This is a genomic window from Paenibacillus sp. CH40, from assembly GCF_024213605.1.
Classification (GTDB): domain Bacteria; phylum Bacillota; class Bacilli; order Paenibacillales; family Paenibacillaceae; genus Paenibacillus; species Paenibacillus polymyxa_B.
This window is the reverse complement of the sequence record NZ_JANAVQ010000011.1, coordinates 55,132-73,468: the sequence shown is the minus strand read 5'-3', so window position 1 is coordinate 73,468 and position 18,337 is coordinate 55,132. Positions and strand designations below refer to the sequence as shown.

Here is an 18,337-nt window from a genome sequence, read left to right as displayed (position 1 = left end):
AAATTGTTAATGGTTGGTAAAAAGAGAGTTTGGCTTCTTATTGCATCACTTGTGATCTAAACTGACTATGACATGAATTTATTTAGTAAAGAAAGGGAAGGGAAAATCTGATGAAAAATATATATAGCGAACAAGAAATCATAGATATGACTATTAAACTGCTTGAACAAACTTCGATATATGAAGAGCAGTATGAGCAATACGTAAGACGACCCTTCCGTACGGATTTTTATGATGATCTTAGTCCGTATGTGCAAGTTGGCAAGCGGGGGTATACGCTCCAGATGTACGAAAGAGGCATGCAGATGCTAAACAAGCTTACGAAAGATGTAGAGGATGTGATTTATTGGATCATCGAAGATACGATTTACATCATTGCTCATCTAAATCTGCTTCGCAAATATAAAGTGGATAACATAAATACTCATTTAAAATATACCAAGGAGATCACGAAGGAGCTGACAACTGTAATGAACAAAGCATTTTATGAAATTGGAGGAATCTATCAGGAATGGCATGATGCGAATCGAAGGGGAGCACTGGAGAACCCATTAAAGTAAAACAAAAAACTTAAAGAAACAGTTGACAATCAGTGAGGTAAAATTTACACTTTTATATTATTGATAATGATTATCAATATCACTAATTTTAAGTATGTTTTGCACTTACTATATTTCAAAGGAGATTTTCAACATGCATCGTATGATGAACAAGAGGTTTCACATGATTTTATGTGCACTGTTTGTAATGATTTTCGTTATTTCAGGTTGTGGGAATGCTGGCAGTTCCTCTGATTCATCTGCTAAACCCGCGTCGTCCGCGAAGGAAGAGGTAAGCAGTGATTCTGATACGCGTACAGTCTCTACGGTAAAAGGAGACGTGAAGGTGCCCGCTAATCCTCAACGGGTAGTCGTGAACTGGTATGTTGGCGATGTATTTACACTAGGGATTAAGCCAGCGGCAGTAATGGGCTGGAAACAAGAAACAATGCCTTTTTACGATAAGTTTAACGACATTCCCAATATTGAAAAGTGGGAAACTGAGGAAATTATGAAGTATGATCCTGATCTCATTATTACATATGATACAAAGGATTATGATAAGCTGTCTAAAATTGCGCCTGTTCTTGTGATACCTGAGGATAAAATGACCTCCCTAGAACGTTTGAAATTTCTTGGTCAGGCCACGGGACATGAAGCAGAAGCAGACAAAGTGATTTCACTGTTTGAAAGCAAGCTGAGTCAGGCCAAAGAAAAACTAAATTCCGACATATTCAAGGACAAAACGTTTAGCATTTTCGAGGATTGGGGCAGTGGCTCTTACGGAATATATTATGAAACAGGCTCACGTGGAGGAACGTTGCTTTACAATTATCTGGGACTTCACAAACCGGAAAAGCTCAACACATTGGTTAAAAATTCCGGAGAGAGTCGGGGTTCTTTATCCTACGAGGTAGCTGCTGAATACTTTGGAGATTATGTCCTTTGGTTTAAGCAGGAAGGCAAGGAATCTGAATATGCGAAGACAAAAATCTGGAGCAGTATTCCAGCCGTGAAAAACGGACATATCATCGAAATTCCAGCGAAATATGCAGGACTGTTCTATTATTCGGACGTTGCAAGTATGACGGGACAGCTAGATTATATTATTAGCAAATTGCTGGAACAGACTAAGTAACGATGCATAATTGACCAACTAAGGGTGTAATCGATGTCTACTCACAAAGAACCAAATAAAAAAGGAATATTTCATTTTGTAAGCTACATGATCGTGGGCGTGTTCCTGCTCCTGGTGGTTACCGCAGCATCTATTACCTTTGGTGCTGCGGAAATGAGCTTGAAGCTGGCGTGGGGGGCTATATTTCAGTTTGATCCCAACATTACGGAACATCAGATTATTCACACCTTGCGGTTTCCACGCACCGTGGCAGATATCATTGTAGGGTGTAGCTTGGCTGTGTGTGGGGCGATTATGCAGGGAACCACTCGCAATCCACTAGCGGATTCGGGACTCATTGGTATAAGTTCAGGCTCGACATTTGCTATTGCGTTATGTATGGCCTTTTTGCCTGGTCGCACCTACGGGGAAACCATGTTGTATTCTTGCCTAGGTGCAGCAATCACTACAGGCATTACGTATTACATCGCCTCTATAGGCAAGCGAGGAATGACGCCTCAGCGACTGGTGCTGGCAGGAATGTCTATTTCTATGCTTTTTGGTGCATTTAGTACGTTTATCGCTATTAAGTATGAGATTGGCCAAGCCCTTGATTATTGGTCTGCTGGTGGTACAGCCAGTGCCAAGTGGGGTGAATTAGCTTTCATTGCGCCACTGTTTGTAGTGGGTTTGGTCTGTGCCATCGCGCTTTCTCCCTCGATTACGATTCTGAGCTTCGGGGAGGATGTGGCATCAGGCTTGGGTATTCGTGCAAACAGGATTAAGCTGTTTTCAACCTTAATTGTATTAATTCTAACGGGGTTATCGGTTATTGTGGTCGGCCCTGTTGGCTTTGTTGGTTTGATCGTGCCACACATTATGCGCCATCTGGTCGGAACGGATTATCGGTATATTATCCCGGCCTCAGCTTTGTATGGAGCAGTCTTTCTGTTGGCGGCGGATTTACTCGGACGTCTGATCAATCGTCCCCACGAAACACCCCTTGGCATTATTTTTGCCTTGGTGGGCGTACCCTATTTTCTCTACCTTGTGCGCAAGCAGAGGAGGGAGTTTAGTTGAAACTGTCCCGTAATACCAGGGGGATTAGCATTATTCTACTGTTAGTAGTGCTGACGCTGCTAGTGGCTGTACTTAGTATGAATGTTGGGAAAATGAACCTAACTCCATTCGAAGTTTTCAAGGTTATCATTGGCGAAGGAACGAGCAAACAGAACCTAATCGTGTTTGACTTTCGACTGCCACGTATTGTGCTTTCTATATTGGTAGGTATTGGCATGGGGATATCAGGCTGTATTATGCAAAGCTTGCTCAAAAACGACATGGCCAGTCCGGGAACACTCGGCATCAGCTCAGGCTCAGGGTTATTTGTACTTATGTATATTACGTTGTTCGCTAGTGAAGGATTGCTATCGCCTATTCTTCTTCCTGGGCTGGCTTTTGCAGGCGGCCTTACGGCAGCATTTATGATTTTTATGTTTGCTTTCAGGCGGGGAAGAGACATCTCGCCTACAGGCTTAATTTTAACTGGTGTCGCTATGGGCAGTGGCTACAGCGCATTATCTCTGATGTTGACACTCCGGCTCGACAAGCAACAGTATGACTTTGCTTTGAGATGGCAGGCTGGAGACCTGTGGGGGGACGACTGGAGCTATATTATGGTGCTGCTCCCGTGGGTGCTTATCATCTGTTTTTACGTTTTTTACAGGTCTAACACACTCAATACGTTGAATTTGGGGAATCAGACAGCATCGGGCCTCGGCGTAGCAATTAAAAGGGAGTTTATCGGCTTGACGATTGCTGCCGTTGCGCTTGCTTCTGGTAGCGTGGCACTTGGCGGAAATTTCTTTTTTGTAGGCATGGTCAGCCCCCATCTAGCGCGCAAGCTAGTAGGGCCCAATCATAAGCTATTGCTACCTACGACGGCATTCGTTGGTGCACTCGTCATTTTGATTGCTGACACACTTACTCGGACAATTAGTTTTGGGGCAGATATTCCAACCGGAATTATTATCACCATACTGGTCACCCCTTATTTCCTTTACTTGCTGTCGAAAGCCAGTTAAATGCAGATAAATGAAAAGACGCTAACCCATGTCCATAGAAAAAATGGCTAGGTTAGTATCTTTTTTTGTTACTACTTAGGTCTCCTTGTGGAAAAACAATTCTTTCTCACATTCTGTTAGGATTTCCGGCCTTCTTGTTGAAGGTGGGGATTGTAAAAAATTGATTTGCTATAAAGCTGAACAATTATTGTAGGAAACCATTATCATTGTAGGAGTTTTGATACGTTGGGCCAATAAGTTGTCACGATTGTTCAAACTCAGCCTACTTAAAGCCTAATCCTTGGCATAATTCAAACCCAAGTGATAAGCTTGGCCCAGCAGCATTTCAAAATGACCGGAATTTGAACTCAGGGTCTCATATAAGAATTCAACCTTGGAATTGGAAACCCCGCAATAATCTGCAATTCCCACATTCAGCAAATGAGTAATCATTTCATCATACTTACGCTTTTTCATCTGTTCCTTCGAAACTCCGGCCAAGCCAATCCACAAGACATGCTGATGATGCAGGTAATTCGAACCGTACGCAAACCCATTGTTCCATACGCGGTCAATATAACCCTTCAGCATAGCTGGCAAATTCCACCACCAAAGAGGAAAAATAAATGCCACTGCATCATGCTCCTTCATCCGCCTCATTTCCATTTCTACTTCAGGGGAAAAGGACTGTTCCGCAACTGTCAAATCCGGTTCATCTACTCCTTTTAAAATAGGATCAAAACTAATCCCATGCAAATCCAATATCTCATAATCGTGGCCTGCATCGGCAAGACCCTGTACGAAACGATCAGCAACCTTAAAGGTCAAGGAATCTTTTCTCGGGTGTGAAACAACGGTTAATACTTTCATGCTTCTTCACTACCTTTCTCAATAGCTTACTTCTAGGAATGCTCAATGCTTGATGCTATTATATACAGTAGGAAAATAATCTGGAAGTACGCACTTCTAAGTTCTATAGGATGATACAGGTGCCATAGGAACATGGAAGTGCCCTAGGTAGATTCCCTAGAAACTGATCTGAGTAATGAATTGAAGTGATGGGTTGTTCTGAGCAAACGAAGCCTTCTAAAGGAGGATTAAGAAATGACTGAACAGACAAAAAATAGGGTTCAAAAGAAGTATCAAGTTGGAGTGGAAGCGGCTTTAGAGGTGATGGGAGGGAAATGGAAGCCTTTAATTATCTACCATCTGATGACAGGACGGAAACGAACGTCTGAGTTTCGTCGGTTAATACCCGGCATTACACAAAAAATGCTGACCACTCAGCTCAGAAGCCTAGAAAAGGATGAGATCGTTACACGAAAGGTTTATAATGAAATCCCTCCTAAAGTAGAGTATGAGTTAACGGACTACGGCTGGGGATTAAAACCCGCGCTAGACCATTTATGCTACTGGGGAGAGGATCACCTGGATAAGATTCATGGAGACAAATTCAAGGTTTTGGAAGAATTCTAAGGCTGCTGTATAGAGTAACTTTAAGCTGATATTAAGCCCTTACAAAGTATTCAATCAGAATGGCTTGCGAGGGCTTAACTATCGCAGGGTAATATAACAGACTAACTGTCGGTCATTCCGTTATCATAACTTAATTGCCATTCAATTCCGAACTTATCTTTAAGGCTACCGTAACATTTACTCCAGAATGTTTCTTGAAGTTCCATGCTTACGGTTCCTCCTTCTTTTAACTTATGAAAGTACGATCGAATTTTCTCTTCGTCTTTATTGACGATAGCGAGGCTGATGTTGTTTCCGGCTACGAAAGGCATACCAGGAAAAACGTCTGAGAACATGACATTACTACCATCAATTTGAAGCCGCGTATGCATGACCAAATTTTTGGCTTCTTCAGGGAGAGGATAATCGGGGTTGGGTGGTGCTTCACCGAACGTCATGATTTGTGGTTTCTCAGTCCCAAATGCCTCTGCGTAAAACTCCGCTGCTTCACGACAATTTCCATTAAAGTTAAGATAAACATCAACAGACATGTGTTTCACTCCTTCAAGAATCATTATTTACTTGCAAACAAACAAAAATACAACAAGATCCGCTTTGCGAAAGTATTTGCGGCTTAACATGTTCAATTTTTAAAAGAAATGGGCATGATGATCAAAGTAATGGTATGATAGCTTAGTTAAATCTGAACGACTAGTAATGGAGTGATCATATGGGTGGAAAAAGCAAGGGCGGCGGAACCGGCAGAGGTACAGGTAGTAAGGGCTGGACACGCTGGAACAAAACTGCGAAGCCAGTAAGGACAAAAAGCGCTTCTACAAGCGCACCGGGAAGCAAAGCGGCAGGTGGCACAAAAGGCGGCACAGCCAAACCAACAAGGAATAAAAGCGGCGGCAACAGTAGCAAATAAGCCGGGAAAGTATAAGTTGTCGTAAACGTCGAACATCTGATTAAGCAAGAACAATCAGGTGTTTTTTAATTATTTTACTTAAACTCGCATATTATAATCAGAAGCAGGTGAATCGTGAGAATTAACAAGTACATCAGTGAGACAGGATTTTGCTCACGTCGGGAAACCAACAGGCTGATTGCAGCAGGACGAATTACGATTAATGGAAATGTTTGTGAAGCGGGCGCGGAAGTAGAGCCAAAGGATATCGTGCTGATTGATGGAGAAGCTATTCCGCTTAATTCCAGTGAACCTGTATATTTGGCTCTGAATAAGCCTATAGGCATTGTTTGTACCGCAGCGGAGCAAGTGGCTGGCAATATTATTAGTTATGTCAATTATCCTTCGCGGATTTTTGCCATCGGCAGGCTGGATAAAGCGTCAGAGGGACTCATTCTATTAACCAACGATGGAAGCATTGTCAATCAAATGATGCGTTCCGAACATGGTCATGAGAAGGAGTATGTAGTGACTGTAGACCAACCTGTTACAAACGAGTTTACGCAGGCCATGTCTTGTGGCGTTGAAATATTGAACGTCATTACCAAACCGTGCAAGGTTGATCGTACGAGCGAATACGAGTTCCGCATTATTTTGACGCAGGGTCTGAACTTGCAAATTCGCAGAATGTGCAAGGCCTTGGGGTACAGGGTGCTAAAGCTGGAACGTGTTCGAATTATGAATATTACCTTGGATCATCTGGAACTTGGACAATGGAGACATCTTGAGAGGGAGGAACTGGAGCTACTTTTTGCTAAATTGCAATAATGAGTACAACAAAAGTTTATTTGAGAACAGTATGTTCATACAGCCAACGCAACGTTAGTGATACTTTTTACGTAAATTCAACGATACCTTACCCACCAGCCATAGCACAATAGGAAACACGATACCGAAAATCATGGCGTAAAAAGGCCATACTGAAAAAAACTTGATTAAAAATTGCATATTTGGCCAAATAGAATGAACCATTGCCAATGCGATTAGGATCAGAGGAACTAAGAGAGAGTTAGCGCTTCGAAGACGAAAAGCATCTGCAAGCCCTTGCGCTGAAACATATAAAAGCAGTGCGAGTCGGAAAAAAATGGTGACAAACCAGAACACTGCAACGAAAATTTCAAACCGTTGAAGAAACTCTCCGTTACTGATTGTTCGGTTAATAAAAAAAGTAGGAAATGTCAAATTAGATACAACACCTTCACTCATCACGGCGATTATTTGTAGAACCATGAAAAAATACATGCCGCCGCTAATCAAAGCACAAGTTATCACTGTCTTTCTCCACTTTTTTGGATCGGGGATGTACTGTGCAAAAAAAAGATACAGAATTGCCTCAAGGTAGGGAAAGGCAAACAGATTGAACGAAGCGAGAACGATAGGGTTCAAACCATACTCAAAAATAGGGAGCACATTATCTATGGTGGTATCAGAAAGAAGGGTAATCCTGACCAACAGATACAGAACCAGAAGGAAAAAAAATAGGATTTCCGCACAACGGCCAATTACAGCAGGGCCTGATCGAACGGCAAAATAAGTGACTATAAGCATGATAAAATATATCGCGTCGGAGGGAGTTTCCGGCATAATAGCTATCGTGATAAAGTCGCCCAGATTTCGAAGTGTCATAATGAACACAAGAAAGGGAAAGAAAAAAATGAAAACGATGCTGATCGTCCCGCCCAAGGGACCGAAGAGGCAACGGAGATGCTCTACGAAAGATTTCCCCTGCATTTGCCTAGCGATGGAGGCATATAAAGGTATCAATAACAGATGGAAACCTAAGGAGACTGGGATGGAGAGCCAGGCATCTTGTTTAGCGACAGCGGTAATTACCGCTGGGAGCACCAGATATGCGCTTCCTATTTGATACAATGCAAACCACAAAATAGCTTGTCGAACCGTCAAATTGGAATTCATTCCAATGCCCCCTTAAGATAACATTTCTGTAAGTAACCGACTTATTGGTTGGAATAGGATTTGAATGACCGTCAGTGGAGTCGGCAGTTTAATGTTGGCGATCCGTAGGATAATCAATATAACGCCTATAATCAACAATATCGAGCTGAATACAATTTCACGCACATATTGTTTCTCCTTGAATTTTTTAAACTCATACAAAGATGTTAAAATGGAAGTTACGAGAATCACATAAAGCATTGCATTCACTCCTGATTGTGTATTCCCATATCGATTGGACTGGTAATGTCTCCGAACCGGACTAAACGATAATTGAGCTGAATATCCACTTTAAGCGTTTGAAATTTTTGTGGCCAATCCGCTTTCCATTTATGCCATTCACGTGGGAACTTGCGGTGAAAAGCTTCTCCAAACCCGAATATATCGGAACCGATTTGTTGTGCGTACGAAATGCCTTCCTTCAAAGACTGTTCCAGATGCTCTTTAGCTGATTCTTGAAGATCTCTAAATGTCTCTTCATTCTTAAGGTTGGCATTGCACGAGACCGTTCCGATATTGGATTCTGTATCCACAATAAGAGAAATGTGCGGCTCATGGTCTATTATTTTTGGACGCATCTTTACTTTGGAACGGATTACTTCAACAACAAATTTTCCTTTGGAATTCGGACAATCGATGGAAGCAACGGTGCTGGAAACACGATTGGATATATAGGTAAAGGCTTTACTTTGTGAATCATCCATCCAATTGATAAGTCGGTCGCCCTTGAAAACACCAATTCCAGTAAAAAAATATTTAACATGTTGGGGCGACTTTGTCACATTATCAATAGTTAGACCTTTTTCTAGGTTTGTCAGTCGAATACCGGTGAGAACCGGTTCAATGCCATCATCTGTGAAATTATGTAAAATATCTTTCACATTAACCGCGGAAGTTGGAGCCCATGCTTTTTCAGAAAGCCTTAATGCCTTATACATATCCATAGCAGGCAAGACCTCGGTTGGAGCTACAAAAGTAACGGCCTCCTTTGCCGTGTTTCCTCTGACAACGGCCAAATAGAAATCAGGCCGAACTTCATGATCACGGAACAGAAAGTCCAGCGGCTCCTTGATTCCTTTTTTTGCCGTTTTTTCATCAAAAATGACAAACTTTAAGTGAGACATATACATTTTTCGGGACGATTCCGTTGTTAATTTTCGAATAGCTTCAAATATGGTATCGGCGCGTTTGGAAAAAACGATCGTTGGCGTCCGTTCCATGGGGGAATTCTGAGACATTTGCGATGGGTCAACCACTTGTAAACTGACTTCATATTGGTCATCAACTGCATCAATGCCCAGAGCCATCACGACGGAAATTGCACTCAATTCCTTACTGTTCCAGCAACCCGTAAGAAACACCATTAGCCAGATGGACATAATCAGTAATAAAATGGTGGATCGATACGAGTTCATGATGGTCTACTCCTTTAGTTTTTGCGATGTTTTTTGTTAGTTCTATATGGAAAACGCAATATGGCGTCCCTCTGCTCAGACGATTTGTAATTGGCAAAGGGGCTTAAATACGGTACACCGAATGAATGAAGCCCATTGAGATGCACAAAGAGCATGAGAATACCAACAGTCAATCCGTACACACCAAACATAGCGGCTATGCCTATGAAAGCGAAACGTAATATCCGGATTGGAATGGCAAAGGTGTACGAGGGAATGACAAAGCTCGAAATGGCAGTTATTGCAACAACAATGACCATAACAGCCGAAACGATGTTTGCTTCTACAGCAGCCTGGCCGATCACTATTGACCCGACAATAGAAACGGCTTGACCGACCGTCCGTGGCATACGAAGACCTGCCTCCCTCAGAATTTCAAAAACCACTTCCATGATCATCGCCTCAATAAATGCTGGAAACGGAACTCCTTCACGTTGCGCGGATAAGCTTAATAACAAAACTGTTGGAATCATATCCTGATGGAATGTCGTTAATGCGACATAAATGGCCGGAGCCAACATACAGATTGCCAGGCATATGTACCTTAATATTCGAATGATACTACTGTAAATAAAGGATTGATAATAATCTTCTGCGGATTGAAGAAAATCTACAAACACCGCAGGTGCAAGGATGGCGAAGGGAGATCCATCCACAAATATCGCAATTTTCCCCTCCATAATTCCTGCTGCAATAGAGTCTGGGCGATCAGAATTATAAAAGATAGGAAATATCGTGAGTTGTTTATCTTCATGGAGACATTCTTCCAAATATTCGCTTTCAAGCACGCCTTCTACATGCATGTTCTTTAACTTGGATATCATGTCCTGCACCTTTTTTGGGTCAGCGACCCCATGTAAATACATGACCGATATATCGGTCTTGGTTTTTTCGCCAACTTTTATGGTAGTTAGACGTACTCTTGTATCCTTCACCCTTCGACGAACCATAGTCGTATTCGTACGTAAAGTTTCTGTAAACGACTCTTGCGGACCTCTGACCACAGGCTGTGACTTCGAATCTGTAATGCTGCGTTCTTCCCATCCAGGCAAAGAAATGATCAATCCTTCATCCATATCGTCCAGGAGTAGGAGAAGACCACCTGAGAGGATCTGTTCCAAAGCATCTTCAAAGTTTTGAGTAAAGCTTGCTTCACCAATGTCCAAAATTGCGTTTTTCAATAATGGTAAAGTGATCTCGTCAGAGGAGACACGATCATGCAACGGACGGATCACATTGTCCTGTACCTTTTGCATGTCAGTCATTCCGTCCAAATAAAAAAGTGCGGCGTGTTTATGGCCAGCTGTGATTTCACGAACAATAAAATCCGAACTGTTTCCCATGAAGTCACAAATGAGATCGATATTCCGGCATAATTGTCTTGAAAATTTGGTATGTAACTTCATTTTCACCCTCCTCAGATACGTAGTATTAACAATAATCCGAAATAATACCACAATAATCCATAATTGCGTTTGTTGTCGGTAAGGTCAATGACATCTTAATGGTGGAGGATTCGGGCTAAGTAATTTTTAAAAGACAGCTGCGGACAACAAGAAACTCTTGGATAAGGGAAATTTTGATATAGCAAACAGCGTGAAAGAAACCAATTGTGTGCTTAAAACATCCGTTTGACTACGAAAAACTCTAAATTCCATAGCTGGGCCTAGTCAGGACTAGTAGAAGTGTATATGGAACAACAGCATTTGAATATATGTCCCATTTAAATTGAGGAGGAGGGCATTGAATCCGTTTATATTAGAGTCCATTCAAGCTTATACTGCTGATGTGAAGAATAAACGTTTCCTGAAGAAAAACATACATTTACGATGAAGGAAGAGGAACTGAAAGTACTTTATGGAGGTAAGTGATGAAGATAATTCGCATTCATTTCTAAATTATTTTTCGATTACTGTAAACATAGACTAATATTCTGTGTTTTTTTGTTTTATATATCATTGAGGGGAGGAATTCTACATGAACGAACAACTGATAAAAAGCGATGGAATAGTAATTTTTACTGACAGTTTTGGAAAGCAAGTTAACCCGGCAATATTACTGATTATGGGGGCTCAATCCTCACTGGTCTGGTGGGAGGAAGAATTCTGCCAGCGTTTAGCAGAGACAGGTCGCTTTGTCGTTCGCTATGATAACCGAGATGTTGGACGTTCTACAACCTATGAACCTGGGCAACCGGACTATACTTTCGAAGACATGGCAGATGATGCTATTCGAGTATTGGATGCGTATAAGATTGAGCAAGCGCATATTGTGGGCATGTCCATGGGCGGCATGCTGACTCAAATGATAGCTCTGCGACATCCAGGCAGAGTTCTAACCGTTACCCTCGTATCAACGTCCAATTTTGCTCCCGATCTTCCACCGATGGAGGAAAAGGTTATGGACTATTTCTCGAATATGGGAGCAATAGATTGGACGAACGAACAATCGGTGGTCGATTTTGTGATAGGTAGATCAAGAATTCTAGTAGGTTCAAAACACGCTTTCGATGAGAAAAAAGTTTATAAATTAGTAAAAGAAGAATGGAAAAGAAGCAACAATATAGCCAGCATGAACAATCACGCAATGCTGTCAGGTGGAGAATCCTATCTGGCTAGGACAAGGGAAATAACCGTCCCTGCTCTGGTTATACACGGTACTGAAGATCCGATTATCCCTTATGAACACGGAATAAATCTTGCTAACGAAATTCCGGGTGCGGTTTTACTTACATTGGAAGGAACTGGACATGAACTTCACTACGACGATTGGGATTTAATAATCGATTCTATTTCAAATCACACTTCGATACCCAATTAAGTCAAACTGATGTGTAGGATAGGCTGAATAAAGCCGTTTTTGAGAGAAGCAATCTTACTGAATAAAAAGGCAATCTCCTTTTTTAGGAGGATTGCCTTTTCTATTTGTATGCCCTTATTTCATGAAAACTGAGCCAGTCTCAGGCACAAGTATCCCAAAGCTCCATCAATTTGGTTATGGCTGCATCAATGTTGTCTAGGGGCACACCATCTCTGGCTTCCGTAGATATACCTTCTAGAAAGGTAACGAATAGTGTGGTTAACATGCTAACATTTGTGGATTCTTGAAGTTCTCCGTTCTTGGTAGCTCGCTCAATACGAGCATGGAACTTGTTCCTAGTCACTGCTCTTTGCCTGGTCAATAGTTCTCGAATATGAGTGTTTTCCGGCGAACAAGTATTTGCAGAGAATATGACTAAACAACCCAAGGGATGGGTCTGCTCAGTCTGCATGATTGCTGAACATCTTAAGGCTAATTCAATAGCTGTGCGCGATGAAAGTGAATAGTTTGTAAGGCTTGTCGATACTTGTCCGTATGTAGCCAAATACTGGTCCAGCGCTTCTTTGAATAATGCGTCTTTTGATTCAAAAGCTGCATAAAAGCTGGCTGAGGAGATGCCGCCCATCGCCTTTTTGAGCTGAGCCAAAGAGGTTGATTCAAATCCATGCTCCCAAAACAACATCATAGCTTGGGAGATCGCTTCGTCGCGACTGAATTTACGTGGTCTTCCGGTTCTAACCATGGAGTCGCCTCCTTTTATCTTGTACTTATATACTAATCGATCCAAAAGTAATTGACAAGACTGAGAGGCATCTTTAAAATATGGAATGATTGATCCATAATTGAAATAAAAGGAGGGCAAATCATTGGTATATGTGCTTGATTTTTCGCTTGAACTTGTTTTGAAATCGATATTAAGGAGCTGCGCTAATGTCCAGCAATAATTCTTCTACTACTGTAAAGATTGCTTCTTCCGTCTCATCTGAGCGCTTTCCCTGGCTTGGCCTGCTCGCTTTGGCTATGACAGGATTCATCTGTATTATGACGGAAACGATTCCGGCTGGTTTGCTTCCGCAAATAAGCAAGGGACTTTATATTTCAGAGGCAATGGCTGGCCAACTGGTCACTGTCTATGCCATCGGTTCTTTAGTGGCTGCCATCCCTGTAGCTATAGTTACCCGCCAATGGCGGAGGCGTCCGCTGTTACTTCTGGCTATCTGCGGGTTTCTGGTTTTTAACAGTGTCACCGCAATTTCCTCCAGCTACATACTGACGCTGGCTGCCCGTCTGCTGGCAGGAGTTTCGGCTGGAGTTCTATGGGGGATGATCGGCGGTTACGCTCTCCGCATGGTCTCTGCTACATTGAAGGGGAGGGGGATGGCGGTTGCCATGGTTGGAACGCCCATCGCCTTGGCTATTGGTGTCCCGGCGGGAACGTTTCTGGGGAACCTGATGGGTTGGCGTTCTGTTTTTGGAATCATGTCGCTACTGACTGTTATACTGATCGCGTGGGTGCTTTGGAAGGTGCCTGACTATCCGGGACAGTCCTCCGATAAGCAAGCTTCGATCTATGCAGTCTTCCTTACACCGGGGATTCGGCCCATACTATTGGTTGTACTGACCTGGATGACAGCACATAATATTCTTTACACTTATATTGCTTCATTTCTTGCGGCCAATGGGATAGGGGAGAGAGTGGGTCTGGCGCTGGCTTTCTTTGGCATTGCTGCTCTTGTAGGTATATGGATAACTGGCGTATTCATCGACCGTTGGCTGCGTAAGCTTGTCCTTATTAGTCTTATTTCCTTCGTCTTAATTTCTATTGCCATGAGCTTTAGCAACTCCAATGTCCTTATAATCTATATCATTGTTACGGTATGGGGTTTAACTTTCGGCGGCGCAGCAACGCTATTGCAAACGGCGCTTGCTCAGGCTGCAGGGGAGAGCAAAGTGGATATGGTGATGCCGATTAACACGACCGTATGGAATCTGGCTATCGCTGGCGGCGGGATGACTGGGGGTATTTTGCTTGAAACCTTTGGTGCGGGATCATTTTCATGGGCATTATTCATACTCTTATTCCTTGCGCTTCTCGTGGCTTGGGGTGGCAAAAAGTATTCGTTCCCTCCACAGTAATCTGGTAATTAGTGAGGCTTTTTGAAAAAAATTAGCTTGTTATGACTTCTAACGTTAATGAGTAGAAGATATGAAGTCCTGACTTCGTCCAGCACTTACTCAGGCAACCGGACCGAATCCGGCCATCCATACAGTATTATCCTCGATGTGGACGTGATTCTTTTTCACTGCGTTCAGAATGGGTGTAAATCCTCTGGTCACATTTCAGATACTCGGCATTAGTCCTCAATTACCTTAGTGAAATATTCGCTAAAAATCAGTATTGATTTTTTTCTGAGATATCCTTGTTTTGAGGAACAAAATGCACTCTGTGTTCGAACTCAAAACCTTATCTATATCAAAAAGGAGAAGATGAATATGAGTATCTTAGAGGATTTATATTACGGAAAATGGTACCCAAGCGAACGAACCAAACCTAAAAACCCTGAGCTTGAACTAGTCCATCAGAAAATATCCGCTTCTATGAAAGCACTAAAAGCAAGATTGTCGGAACAAGATTACGAATTAATTGAAGAACTATCCGATTTAAATGATGTTTTGTTTTCTATATTATCCGCCTCAGATTATATTTCTGGATACAAAGCTGGTGCTTTGACGATGGTTGAAATATTTGATAGAAAAATTATTTAAATTAAGATAGATCCTACTACTTTAAAGTTAAAAAAATGTATAGTTAAAAGGCTTTATAATATGATTAAGGGGCATCAACGTCTAATAATATATAAGTCATAGGTCGTAGGGATTAAGTCTTCTAATTCATATAACAATTAGTAATAAAGATGGTTTTCCATAAATTTGAATAATGTTATCATGTCTTAATGAACTCAACCGAGGTAAATTATGACAACAATTAAAGTGACACCTGAACAACTTATAACTGTCTCTAAGAAATTTGAGCTTGCGCAGCAAACGGCGATGCAAATGAATAGTCAGTTATCGCAGCAAATTTCGTTTATGGAACGATTTTGGGAGGGGATAACAAAGGAGCAATTCTATTATAGATTCCAAACATCTCAGAAGAATATGGCTGACTTTGTTACACTAACAGATTCGATTGCTAGAGAACTACGGCAGCATGCAAATAAGTTTAGATTAGCAGATATGGTGGAGGACGGGAATCTAGACCCAGGTTGCTTGCCGCCTCCACCGAATACTTGCGCAGTTCCTGTTGCAGATACACGAAATGCGCTCCAGAAATCGGCGGATAGCTTAACGGAGCTTGGTCAGGATTTTGTAGCAGCTAATTCAGAACGATATGAGAAAAAATTTGATTCAGTCTGGAGTTTCCTAGATTATATGTCGTACGGCATTCCGAAGGGAATGTATCAAGGGTACATGGAACGGGCAGCTAAACAAAATGATTCATGGAATGACATGCTCAATTTCGGTACATTTGGAGTATCGGGCATGATTCAGGGAGCATTTAATCCCACAAATGCATGGTCAAAAGAACATATGGCAAATTTGATTGGTACAGCTGGTTTGATGATAGGTTCTACGACAACTAAAGCGCTGATTAAGCCCAAAAATATTTTGGAAGGGTCTGTAAAGTTTGAATCGAATCAGAGTAAAGCCAATATTTTAAAAGAAAGCGAACAGCGCTCTTCTAATATAAAATCAGACGATTTTAATTATGCTGAAACTGGTGCCCGTAATATTTCTCCAGAGCAATTTTTTAGAGAAGAAGCTATTGCAGAAGAGTTGTATGAAAAATTTAGGAATTTAGGAAATCAAGACGTGGAAGCCATTTCTAAAAATACTGGTTTTTCAGAAAATAGAATTCAAAGAATCAAAGACCATGTTTTTAACGATACCCACATTAAAGATCATGGAATCGGGAGATTTGACCCAGACTTTGAGTTATCACAAGCGTGGGAGAGATTAATGGATGGGAAGTATGTGGATTCTGATGTACAATTACTACATCATGAGCTTTTTGAATCGAGATTTGAAGGCATATTCCATACGAATTACAGAACAGCACATGATAAAACTATAGAATCTGGAAGACCATGGAATTGGGAAAAGATTTATGAGGAGTGAGAATAATGGCCGTATATATAATCATGTTAAAAGATTACGAAGATGAGGAAAGAGTTGTATATAGTTATGGACCGAGTGAAGATGTGATGGGGAAAATAGAATATGACAAAAAAAATGAGGTTATAAATCAAATTTCACCGATAGTTTCAGAGAATTATGCTGACGAATTTTTCTTTAAGAGAGCGGGACGAAGGTTGGCAAGAATGATTATTAAAGAGAATGGAAACTTCGTAGAAAAAACTACTATTGAATCGTAAGTGAAATATATAAACTATCTTTACAAGAATCGTAGAAACAAATGGCGATGCCATTTTAGTTTTTTAAAGTAGCTCTCACATTAGGAGTTACTTTTTTTATTACAAGAGGTGCAGTACGAGGCTTGGGAATACGTGTAGACAGAAGGCTTTCTTTATAGATGAGAAAGTTTGCTAATGAAATCGAAGATATTGTAAATGAATTCTAGTTAAGGAAATTGCATCTAATTCAGATTATGTTAACAATCAATAATATTAAGGGGAGTACGTAAAGGGGATTTTGAGAATGGAAGCATTTATTTTACTTTATAAAGAACAGTATGATGAGACTGTGGTTGTGTATAGATAAGGTCCAAAAAAGAATTCATGAGAGAAAATCCAATTGAATAAAGATACTAAGTTATTTTCTGAGATTGAGCCTATACAAGATTCAAATCATTCAAACACATTTTTATTTTGACAGAGCAGCACAACAAAGGGCTCGATGCCTGGGCTATAAAAAGGCAAAGAAATTCGATTATATTCCTAAAATAACCCCCAAAAAATTTGAAAAAAATATTATAGAAAAAGATAAAATTGAATTAGAGATTTCTAAATTAAAAGAGGATATTGTTAATACAACTGTCAAATTGTCTGAAGCTTTATCTGATGAAGTTTTTCAGCTTCAAAGTCAAAAAAAAGCATTTTTAAAAGAAAGAGATTACTATAAGTCAAGGCTAGAAAGAATCAACAGAAGTATTAAAAATAAGGTTAATTCGAATAATTTTTAACTTCTTTTAGCATATTTTCCAAATGTAAATATTGAAAGATTGGAGAATATAGATTCATTTCATAATGGTATTACTAAAATACTTAGTCAAGAGTTATTGCAAGCCAGAAAAGATGCATCGAAGAATCTAGAAGCATTCAATAACGAGTTAAACATAATTGATATAAAAATAGATGATTTAGTGGAAAATAGCAGACATAACAATTATTTATTTGAAAAACTATTTGAGTTATCTGGTAAAGTATCTAATATTGAGCTGGAAAATAAATTTTTTGTAGAATCTAATAGACTGCAAAAAGAAATTATTAGTACTGAAACAGTTCTTAGTAAAAGTAAACAACAGTCATTGTCAACAGTCATGGATCGGATTAACAAAAAGATTATTTCTATTAATGAGAAAATTCATACAGAAAAACGGAGAGCACCTGAACTGACTTTGTTTGAAAAGGACTATGAGTATAAGGTTTTTGATAATACTGGAACTGGGAAAGCATATACAAATTTATTCATTTTAGATATATGTATATTTGACTTAACACCACTACCTATTTTGATATATGATTCAGTACTATTCAAAAATGTTGAAAATAGTGTGGTTGACAATATTATTGAATTATATGATGAGCAACGAAAACAAACATTCATTTCAATTGATGAATTAAATAAATATTCAAGTACTACACAAGAAATTTTGATTACACATTCTGTAATCCAACTTTCAAAGGATAAGCTTTTATTTGATAAAGATTGGAGGGCGTAATAGT

At 40.5% G+C, this 18,337-nt stretch carries 21 protein-coding genes and 1 pseudogene; 15 read left to right on the top strand and 7 right to left on the bottom strand.

Annotation, left to right across the window (positions count from 1 at the left end):
• Positions 1–110 precede the first annotated feature (110 nt).
• The 4 genes from NLX73_RS22950 to NLX73_RS22935 all read left to right on the top strand — a co-directional run bounded on the left by NLX73_RS22950 (position 111) and on the right by NLX73_RS22935 (position 3,740).
• Positions 111–560 carry an Imm63 family immunity protein gene (locus NLX73_RS22950; protein WP_190299238.1) on the top strand — a complete coding sequence of 150 codons (450 nt, stop codon included), beginning with the start codon at positions 111–113 and terminating at the stop codon, positions 558–560.
• Positions 561–693: 133 nt separating this feature from the next.
• Positions 694–1,677: an ABC transporter substrate-binding protein gene (locus NLX73_RS22945; protein ID WP_254327450.1), complete on the top strand. Its 984-nt coding sequence runs from the start codon at positions 694–696 to the stop codon at positions 1,675–1,677.
• A gap of 33 nt (positions 1,678–1,710) precedes the next feature.
• On the top strand, positions 1,711–2,736 hold the full coding sequence (locus tag NLX73_RS22940; RefSeq protein WP_190299240.1) for a FecCD family ABC transporter permease: 1,026 nt from the start codon (positions 1,711–1,713) through the stop codon (positions 2,734–2,736).
• A complete protein-coding gene (locus NLX73_RS22935; RefSeq protein WP_254327449.1) occupies positions 2,733–3,740 on the top strand; it encodes a FecCD family ABC transporter permease in 1,008 nt (335 codons plus the stop codon). Before NLX73_RS22940 ends, NLX73_RS22935 begins: the two co-directional genes overlap by 4 nt.
• Before the next feature lie 273 nt (positions 3,741–4,013).
• On the opposite strand, the gene NLX73_RS22930 is transcribed toward NLX73_RS22935, so the two are convergent.
• Complete coding sequence (locus NLX73_RS22930) at positions 4,014–4,589, bottom strand: NAD(P)H oxidoreductase (RefSeq protein ID WP_254327448.1); 576 nt, start codon at positions 4,587–4,589, stop codon at positions 4,014–4,016.
• Between the two features lie 234 nt (positions 4,590–4,823).
• Between NLX73_RS22930 and NLX73_RS22925 the strand changes: the two genes are divergently transcribed.
• On the top strand, positions 4,824–5,195 hold the full coding sequence (locus tag NLX73_RS22925; RefSeq protein ID WP_165179698.1) for a winged helix-turn-helix transcriptional regulator: 372 nt from the start codon (positions 4,824–4,826) through the stop codon (positions 5,193–5,195).
• A 101-nt stretch (positions 5,196–5,296) separates the two neighbouring features.
• Here NLX73_RS22925 and NLX73_RS22920 read toward each other — a convergent pair whose 3' ends face one another.
• A complete protein-coding gene (locus NLX73_RS22920) occupies positions 5,297–5,725 on the bottom strand; it encodes a VOC family protein (RefSeq protein ID WP_061830173.1) in 429 nt (142 codons plus the stop codon).
• Positions 5,726–5,904: 179 nt separating this feature from the next.
• Between NLX73_RS22920 and NLX73_RS22915 the strand changes: the two genes are divergently transcribed.
• Positions 5,905–6,102, top strand: coding sequence for a DUF3934 family protein (locus NLX73_RS22915; protein WP_013310240.1), 198 nt, complete (start codon positions 5,905–5,907; stop codon positions 6,100–6,102).
• A gap of 114 nt (positions 6,103–6,216) precedes the next feature.
• The gene (locus tag NLX73_RS22910) at positions 6,217–6,909 is read left to right on the top strand and encodes a pseudouridine synthase (protein WP_254327447.1); all 693 of its coding nucleotides are present in this window, start codon (positions 6,217–6,219) and stop codon (positions 6,907–6,909) included.
• A gap of 54 nt (positions 6,910–6,963) precedes the next feature.
• Here NLX73_RS22910 and NLX73_RS22905 read toward each other — a convergent pair whose 3' ends face one another.
• From NLX73_RS22905 to NLX73_RS22890, 4 genes are read right to left on the bottom strand one after another with little or no spacing between them, the layout of a single operon-like run.
• Positions 6,964–8,058 (bottom strand): GerAB/ArcD/ProY family transporter, encoded by a 1,095-nt coding sequence (locus NLX73_RS22905; protein WP_254327446.1) that lies wholly within the window; start codon positions 8,056–8,058, stop codon positions 6,964–6,966.
• Positions 8,059–8,070: 12 nt separating this feature from the next.
• Positions 8,071–8,298, bottom strand: a complete 228-nt coding sequence (locus tag NLX73_RS22900) for a hypothetical protein (protein ID WP_254327445.1) — start codon at positions 8,296–8,298, stop codon at positions 8,071–8,073.
• A 5-nt stretch (positions 8,299–8,303) separates the two neighbouring features.
• Positions 8,304–9,512, bottom strand: coding sequence for a Ger(x)C family spore germination protein (locus NLX73_RS22895; protein WP_302055532.1), 1,209 nt, complete (start codon positions 9,510–9,512; stop codon positions 8,304–8,306).
• A 14-nt stretch (positions 9,513–9,526) separates the two neighbouring features.
• Complete coding sequence (locus NLX73_RS22890) at positions 9,527–10,957, bottom strand: spore germination protein (protein WP_254327444.1); 1,431 nt, start codon at positions 10,955–10,957, stop codon at positions 9,527–9,529.
• Between the two features lie 367 nt (positions 10,958–11,324).
• Between NLX73_RS22890 and NLX73_RS22885 the strand changes: the two are divergent.
• Both NLX73_RS22885 and mle read left to right on the top strand, forming a co-directional pair.
• Positions 11,325–11,422 (top strand): annotated as a pseudogene (locus tag NLX73_RS22885) (3-methyl-2-oxobutanoate hydroxymethyltransferase); the annotation flags it as partial.
• A 106-nt stretch (positions 11,423–11,528) separates the two neighbouring features.
• Positions 11,529–12,371 (top strand): alpha/beta fold macrolide esterase, encoded by an 843-nt coding sequence (gene mle, locus NLX73_RS22880; protein ID WP_254327443.1) that lies wholly within the window; start codon positions 11,529–11,531, stop codon positions 12,369–12,371.
• Positions 12,372–12,510: 139 nt separating this feature from the next.
• Here mle and NLX73_RS22875 read toward each other — a convergent pair whose 3' ends face one another.
• Positions 12,511–13,113, bottom strand: a complete 603-nt coding sequence (locus NLX73_RS22875; RefSeq protein WP_254327442.1) for a TetR/AcrR family transcriptional regulator — start codon at positions 13,111–13,113, stop codon at positions 12,511–12,513.
• A gap of 188 nt (positions 13,114–13,301) precedes the next feature.
• On the opposite strand from NLX73_RS22875, the gene NLX73_RS22870 reads away from it, so the two are divergent.
• From NLX73_RS22870 to NLX73_RS22845, 6 genes are all read left to right on the top strand, one after another.
• Entirely contained in the window at positions 13,302–14,507 is a 1,206-nt protein-coding gene (locus tag NLX73_RS22870; RefSeq protein WP_254327441.1) for an MFS transporter, read from the top strand.
• A gap of 357 nt (positions 14,508–14,864) precedes the next feature.
• Positions 14,865–15,137 carry a DUF6809 family protein gene (locus tag NLX73_RS22865; RefSeq protein ID WP_069291877.1) on the top strand — a complete coding sequence of 91 codons (273 nt, stop codon included), beginning with the start codon at positions 14,865–14,867 and terminating at the stop codon, positions 15,135–15,137.
• Between the two features lie 210 nt (positions 15,138–15,347).
• Positions 15,348–16,550, top strand: coding sequence for a WXG100 family type VII secretion target (locus NLX73_RS22860; RefSeq protein ID WP_254327440.1), 1,203 nt, complete (start codon positions 15,348–15,350; stop codon positions 16,548–16,550).
• A gap of 5 nt (positions 16,551–16,555) precedes the next feature.
• Positions 16,556–16,807, top strand: coding sequence for a hypothetical protein (locus tag NLX73_RS22855; RefSeq protein ID WP_250261422.1), 252 nt, complete (start codon positions 16,556–16,558; stop codon positions 16,805–16,807).
• A gap of 410 nt (positions 16,808–17,217) precedes the next feature.
• A complete protein-coding gene (locus tag NLX73_RS22850) occupies positions 17,218–17,574 on the top strand; it encodes a hypothetical protein (RefSeq protein WP_254327439.1) in 357 nt (118 codons plus the stop codon).
• A gap of 39 nt (positions 17,575–17,613) precedes the next feature.
• Positions 17,614–18,333, top strand: a complete 720-nt coding sequence (locus NLX73_RS22845; protein WP_254327438.1) for a DUF2326 domain-containing protein — start codon at positions 17,614–17,616, stop codon at positions 18,331–18,333.
• Positions 18,334–18,337 lie beyond the last annotated feature (4 nt).

Coding starts and splice junctions, on each gene's coding strand:
- NLX73_RS22890 (WP_254327444.1), bottom strand. CDS start 10,957: ATGAAGTTACATACCAAATTTTCAAGACAATTATGCCGGAATATCGAT.
- NLX73_RS22900 (WP_254327445.1), bottom strand. CDS start 8,298: ATGCTTTATGTGATTCTCGTAACTTCCATTTTAACATCTTTGTATGAG.
- NLX73_RS22920 (WP_061830173.1), bottom strand. CDS start 5,725: ATGTCTGTTGATGTTTATCTTAACTTTAATGGAAATTGTCGTGAAGCA.
- NLX73_RS22940 (WP_190299240.1), top strand. CDS start 1,711: ATGTCTACTCACAAAGAACCAAATAAAAAAGGAATATTTCATTTTGTA.
- NLX73_RS22915 (WP_013310240.1), top strand. CDS start 5,905: ATGGGTGGAAAAAGCAAGGGCGGCGGAACCGGCAGAGGTACAGGTAGT.
- mle (WP_254327443.1), top strand. CDS start 11,529: ATGAACGAACAACTGATAAAAAGCGATGGAATAGTAATTTTTACTGAC.
- NLX73_RS22855 (WP_250261422.1), top strand. CDS start 16,556: ATGGCCGTATATATAATCATGTTAAAAGATTACGAAGATGAGGAAAGA.
- NLX73_RS22950 (WP_190299238.1), top strand. CDS start 111: ATGAAAAATATATATAGCGAACAAGAAATCATAGATATGACTATTAAA.
- NLX73_RS22875 (WP_254327442.1), bottom strand. CDS start 13,113: ATGGTTAGAACCGGAAGACCACGTAAATTCAGTCGCGACGAAGCGATC.
- NLX73_RS22865 (WP_069291877.1), top strand. CDS start 14,865: ATGAGTATCTTAGAGGATTTATATTACGGAAAATGGTACCCAAGCGAA.
- NLX73_RS22860 (WP_254327440.1), top strand. CDS start 15,348: ATGACAACAATTAAAGTGACACCTGAACAACTTATAACTGTCTCTAAG.
- NLX73_RS22930 (WP_254327448.1), bottom strand. CDS start 4,589: ATGAAAGTATTAACCGTTGTTTCACACCCGAGAAAAGATTCCTTGACC.
- NLX73_RS22925 (WP_165179698.1), top strand. CDS start 4,824: ATGACTGAACAGACAAAAAATAGGGTTCAAAAGAAGTATCAAGTTGGA.
- NLX73_RS22905 (WP_254327446.1), bottom strand. CDS start 8,058: ATGAATTCCAATTTGACGGTTCGACAAGCTATTTTGTGGTTTGCATTG.
- NLX73_RS22895 (WP_302055532.1), bottom strand. CDS start 9,512: ATGAACTCGTATCGATCCACCATTTTATTACTGATTATGTCCATCTGG.
- NLX73_RS22870 (WP_254327441.1), top strand. CDS start 13,302: ATGTCCAGCAATAATTCTTCTACTACTGTAAAGATTGCTTCTTCCGTC.
- NLX73_RS22945 (WP_254327450.1), top strand. CDS start 694: ATGCATCGTATGATGAACAAGAGGTTTCACATGATTTTATGTGCACTG.